The following is a 5609-nucleotide window of genomic DNA, read 5'->3' on the forward strand; positions in this document are numbered from 1 at the left end:
GCGGCCATCGGCTCGACGCCGGGACCGCGGGAAGTAGCGGCGATGATGTCGAGCAGCAGCGCCACCTCGCGGTCGGCGCCGACCAGACCGTGAACCGCGTCCGGGCTGATGTCACCGGAGCCGTTCACCGAAAGATGCCTTCCCGCAACGCCATTGCCGCCGCGCTGGTGCGATCACCCACACCGAGCTTGCGGTAGACCGAACTCAGATGCGTCTTCACTGTTTCCTCCCCGATCACGAGTTTCGCGGCGATGCCGCGATTCGACAGACCGGTGACCACCAGCGACAGGATCTCGCTCTCGCGCTGGGTCAGGCCATGGCGGGCGCCGGGCCAGAACTGGTTGCTCTGCAGCCGCGCGGCGGTCTCGGTCGCGCGTGCGGCCAGACCGGCGTCGATCGCGGTTCCGCCGGCGTGCACGCCCTCGAGTTGGCGGACCAGTTCGTCGCTGCTGATGCCTTTGAGGAGATACCCGGAGGCGCCCACCCGCATGGCCTGGAACAGGTACTGCTCGTCGTCGTAGACCGACAGCAGAATCACCTTGCGGGCCGGGTCGCGGTCCCGGATATCCCGGCACAGGTCCAACCCGCTGACCCCGGCCATCCGCACATCGCACAGCACGATGTCGGGATCCAACTCGCTGATCACCGACAGCGCTCGGTCTGCGCCGGTCGCCTCTCCGACCACCTCGACCCGGTCGGCGAACGGCGCCAGCATCGCCTTGAGGCCTTCGATGACCATCTGATGGTCATCGATGAGCACGACGCGCACCGGTGCGGACATGCCTCAACCGTAGATGGCGGCCTGGGGTTCCCTCCCCCTGCGTCATCCCCTTAACGGGGGATGTTGACGGTTCCTGACAGCCGGATACTTTCGCCATGAATCAGACTTCGCACTGGTGGAACCACACGGAACGGCCTGCGGACCTGGAGGCGGTGATCGTCTCGATCGACGGACTGCTCGCCGATCCGCGCGCCGATGAGCGTCTGCTCGCCGAAGCCGTCTGGGACCTGCACTGCGCCGGGATCCGGGTCGCCGTCGTCACCGCCGGGCACTGGCCGGCCGTGCACCGTAAGGTCCGCGAGTTGTTCGGAGACGGTGCGGTGGAAGTTCTTGTCACCGGTGACGAGGTGAACCGGCCCAAGCCAGACGCCGAGGCGTACCTGCATGCGCTGTGGCAACTCGGTGTGCGGGCCGCTGATGCGATGGCCGTCGAGGACTCCGCACCGGGTCTGCGCGCCGCGCTTGGCGCGGGGCTGACCACCGTGGTGGTCACCGCTGAGCGGTCGGCCGCTGACGACTTCGCCGGAGCGGCTGCCGTGCTGTCGGGGCATGAGGCCTCAGAGCAGCTGTCGGTGCACGGGTGCCGGCGCTTGCTGCTCGGTTCGCAGCGCCTCAGTGCCTGACTTTCGCCTCACTTGTGTCAGCCAGGCTGTCGCAGAGCATTACTGAGCGCGGAACGTCTGTTGATCCCCAGCTTGCGGAACACGCGCTGCAGGTGAACGTCGACGGTGCGCGACGACAAGGTCAATTTGGCGGCGATCTCTTTGGAGGTCGACCCAGCCGCCGCAAGTTCAGCGATACGCCGTTCCTGGGCTGTCAGCGCGGCCGATTCGTCCGCGGGTTGGTTGAGCGAGGTTCCTGCGGCACGCAACTCCGCCGCCGCCCGATCGGCCCAGGGGCGGGCACCGAGACGCTCAAAGCCCGCGGCTGCTGAGCCCAGCGCGGCCTGCGCTTCGGTATGGCGAAGTCTGCGGCGCAGCCACATGCCGTGCGCCAGAGCGATTCTGGCGTGTTCGAACGGGAACTCGGCGAGGCCGGGATCACCGAGTGCAGATTCGTAGAGTTCGCCGGCCACGTAGTCGGATGCTGTCATCGCTGAGACCGCGACGGTCAGGGCCGCCACCCGCGGGGAGAATTCACCGATGCCCAGACGTTCTGCCGCAGCGGCATGGCTGGACGCCTCCGGTGCGTGTCCGGCAAGCAGGGCTGCGGTGACGAGGTCAAGCATGTCCTCACCCACCTCGACGTTATGTGCCGGGAATTGCCCGGGGGCGGCGATCCCGACTGCAGCCCGGTATGCCGCCTCATAGTCGGCTTCGGCGAGTGCGACGCGCACCGCGATACGCCGGGTGATGTCGAGCAGTAGGTTCAGGCCCCGTGGCTCGCACCAGGCTTGCACCTCGGCGGCATACCGGCGTGCGGTCTCGAGATCACCGCGAGACGCTGCCAGCAGACCCAGGTCGGCGAGCAGCTCGTGACGAACCAGCGCGCTGCCCCCGGGCTGCTCCGCCATCCCCAGGCAACGCAACCCGCACTCTTGGGCCTGCTCCCAGTGCCCGGCGGCGATCAGATCCAGCATCACCACGCGCCCGCCCTCAATGGCGTCGATTGACGCGCCGTGCTCGCTGAGCTTGGCGACGGCCTGCTGAAGCGGGGCGCGAAAATCGGTCATCGCGTCAACGCAATAAGCCGGGAACGACAGCAGGATCACCTGCGGTGCGGTCATGCGCGGAAGCCATTCCGCATACTGACCCAGCATCGCCCGGACGCTGCCGGCGGCGTGGGCGATATCAACGAGGCCGAGCCGGTACATCAGGACCACCTGATTCAACCGCGACTCCAAGCGCAGCAGGGCCGTGTTGGTCCGCTCCCGGCGCTGATCGTCTCCGGCGAAATTCGTGATCGACAGCAGCAGGTTGGCCAGCCGGTTGACGATCCGATCGTCAAGGCCTTCTGCCTGTGCCAGGGCATCGACCAACCGCCGGTGGGTGGAAATCACGTCACCGTCGGCGTGGAACGCCCGGTAGCAATCCGCCAAAGCCCTCAACGCCCAGTCTCCGCCGCCGGCACCCATACTTTCGACGACATCTTGTGCCTCGCCATGTCGACCGGCCCGGGCGGCGATGAAGACCGTGTCGGCCAGCAATTCGGCCTTTCGGCCGGGATCGGTGCAAAGGTCAGCAGCCCTGCGCAGCCACTCGGCGGCCACGCTCAGCCCGCCCCGGCGCCCCGTGAGCCGGGCGGCCTCGGCCAGCAGGTCGGCCACCTCCTGATCCGGCCCGGTGGCCGCCTCCGCCAGGTGAGATGCCCGGCGCACCAGAACATCGTCGTACAGCCCAGCCAGATCGCGATGGGCGTCACGGCGTTCCTGCCCGCTGGCCTGATGAATGACCGCGGCGCGCACGAGTGGATGCCGAAAACCGAACTGCCCCAGCGGGTTTACCACCAGTAGACCGGCAGCGACAGCACTCATAGGATGCCGAATCACATACCGGGACCGGTTCGCCGCCGTCGCGTCGCCGGTGGTGCCGTCCAGCGCGGCCCGCAACAGGTCGGCGCGGACACCGGCGTCGAGCTGCTCCAACTGTCCGCCGAACACAGCCACCAGACGCTCGGTCAGCGGCATCGCCGCGGCCGAGTCATCGATCAGATCGGCTGCCCCGGGCAGTTCGATCAATGCCAGCGGATTTCCGGCCGCCGCCGACAGGATCGCCGTCCTCCTCGCCGGCGACAGCGACACCCCGGCCTGCTCCAGCACCCGCGCCGAATCCGCCGGGTCGAGCGGGTCCAGCCGCACGTCGGTCCACCCCGCAGTGGAGAACGCCGATTCATGCATGGTCCGCCACCCGGCCAGGATCCGCACCCGCGGATCAGCCAGCCGTCGACCCACCGCACTCAGGACCTCAGCGCTGACGCTGTCCACCCAGTGCACGTCGTCAACCACCAACAGCAACGGCCGCTCCTGTGCAGCGACTGCCAACAGGTTCAGTACCGCGGACACCAAGGGCAAGACCACTACCGCCGAGCCTGGATCGCCGCCGAACACCGGGGCCAGCACCGCCCGGTCCTGTTCGGACAACCCGGCCTGAAACTCGTGGAGTCCGAATACCACCTGATTGAGCCCGCCCAGCGAGTAGGACTCCTCGGCCTGCACCCCCAGCACCCGCACCACTCGCCAGCCCTCGGCCGCGGCGACCGCGCACACCTGCTCTACCAACGCCGTCTTGCCCACCCCGGGCTCCCCGGACACCACCGCAGCACGCGGGCCCTCGGCGGTCAGGACCCGATTCAGCTGGGACAACTCGGCCTGCCGACCCACCAGATCCATCCCTGCGGCCATGGCGTGATTATGCGGCGACATGCACGTAATTAAGTAATTTTGCGGATTCGCGAGGTGGTCCCCGCTGGGTACGGTGCCGACGCGGTGACTCTGCATCCCGCGACACACTGAATTGCGAGGGGTCCTGAATGTCGCTAGCGAGCACCGGTTCTGCGAATGTCAGCGACGAACGGGCTCGAGTGCCGAGCCGGCACCGTCGCTTGGCACGGGGCCGGGTTGCCGCGGCGGAGTATGGCCGTCGTGCGGTAACTGCGACGGAAGCCGTGACCGGCGGCCATGCCCGGTACGTGGGACGGGTGGGAGCTCTCGCCGTTGCTCTCGGTGTGGGTTCCGCGGTTGCGGCGATCCCGATGGCGTTTGCGGATACGACGGGTTCAGCGGGGTCATCAGGTTCACGCATGGGAGATGCAAGTACCGCGAGGGTGGCGGTCAAGGCACCCGGGCGCGGATCTGCCAAACGTTCGAGCACCCGCGTTTTTTCCAGTGCCCCGGCTGCGGCCACAGCCACCCCCGCCGCGGCGCGTCCCCATCGCCATGCCGCCACTGACAAGGCCCCGTCGAGCACCGGTGTCGTCGCCGCGTCGGCAGCGGCAGCCGGGACGATCAGCGCCGAAGGCGCCGAATTATCGGCGTGGCTGGGTTCAGGAGGCGGTGAGGTTCCGGCGGCGACACCCTTGGTGTGGACTGCTGTTGCGGTCGGGCGCCGCGAGTTGGGCGGTGCGGCACCTGCTGCCGCGGCGAGTGGCAGTGGCCATCCGAGCGCGGCAGTGGCGGCCAACCCGTTCGCCGACTTCATGCGCGGCCTCGTCGGTGATGGCACCGCGGAGAACCCGAACGCAGGCTTGCTTGCGGGCAATGGTTACAGCTACACCGCCTATGAGGGCGCCTGCCTCAGCGGTGCCTGCAATGGTGGCAACAGCGGTCTGATCGGCAACGGCGGCAACGGTTTCGCCGGCGGTAACGGTGGCTCAGCCGGCTGGTACGGCAACGGCGGCAACGGTGGGGATGCCACGGTTACCGGCGGCGCCGGCGGCGATGGCGGATCCGGGGGCTTGTTCACCGGTAGCGGCGGCAATGGAGGGGCCGGCGGTGTTGCGGCCAGTGCGAGCGATGTCGGCGGCCGCGGTGGTGATGGGGGCAGCGCGGGCCGGTTGTCGGTCTCCGGCAGTGGCGGTCATGGCGGCGCCGGCGGCCGGGGTGTGAACGGGAACGCCGGTACAAACGGAGTCAACCCCGGAGGTGACGGCGAAGCCGGCGGAGCGGGCGGTAGCGGCGGCGATGGCGGCAACGGCGGCGCCGGCAGCCGCATCCTGGGTGTCGGCGGTAACGCGGGCAGCGGTGGCGCCGGTGGTGTCGGCGGAGCCGGTGGTTCCGGCGTCGATGGTGTGGCCGGCACCCTGGACAGCCCTGACGGCACCGATGGCGGGGCCGGCGGAACCGGTGGCGCCGGCGGGGTTGGCGGTAAGGCCGGCATCGCGGGTTTTGGCC

At 68.8% G+C, this 5609-nt stretch carries 3 protein-coding genes and 2 pseudogenes; 2 read left to right on the forward strand and 3 right to left on the reverse strand.

Annotation, left to right across the window (positions count from 1 at the left end; translation table 11 throughout):
- A pseudogene (locus tag ACR2JI_RS01260) lies at positions 1-128 on the reverse strand (ATPase); the annotation flags it as partial.
- Positions 125-781, reverse strand: a complete 657-nt coding sequence (locus ACR2JI_RS01265; RefSeq protein ID WP_526387189.1) for a response regulator transcription factor — start codon at positions 779-781, stop codon at positions 125-127. The pseudogene ACR2JI_RS01260 and the gene ACR2JI_RS01265, both read right to left, overlap by 4 nt.
- A 95-nt stretch (positions 782-876) precedes the next feature.
- Here ACR2JI_RS01265 and ACR2JI_RS01270 point away from each other — a divergent pair, with 95 nt between their 5' ends.
- A complete protein-coding gene (locus ACR2JI_RS01270; protein ID WP_526387191.1) occupies positions 877-1404 on the forward strand; it encodes an HAD family hydrolase in 528 nt (175 codons plus the stop codon).
- 17 nt (positions 1405-1421) lie between these two features.
- On the opposite strand, the gene ACR2JI_RS01275 is transcribed toward ACR2JI_RS01270, so the two are convergent.
- Positions 1422-4121 carry an AAA family ATPase gene (locus ACR2JI_RS01275; RefSeq protein WP_526387193.1) on the reverse strand — a complete coding sequence of 900 codons (2700 nt, stop codon included), beginning with the start codon at positions 4119-4121 and terminating at the stop codon, positions 1422-1424.
- A gap of 398 nt (positions 4122-4519) precedes the next feature.
- Between ACR2JI_RS01275 and ACR2JI_RS01280 the strand changes: the two are divergent.
- Positions 4520-5609, forward strand: a pseudogene (locus ACR2JI_RS01280) (hypothetical protein); the annotation flags it as partial.

Source organism: Mycobacterium sp., from assembly GCF_051006775.1.
Taxonomy (GTDB): Bacteria; Actinomycetota; Actinomycetes; order Mycobacteriales; family Mycobacteriaceae; genus Mycobacterium.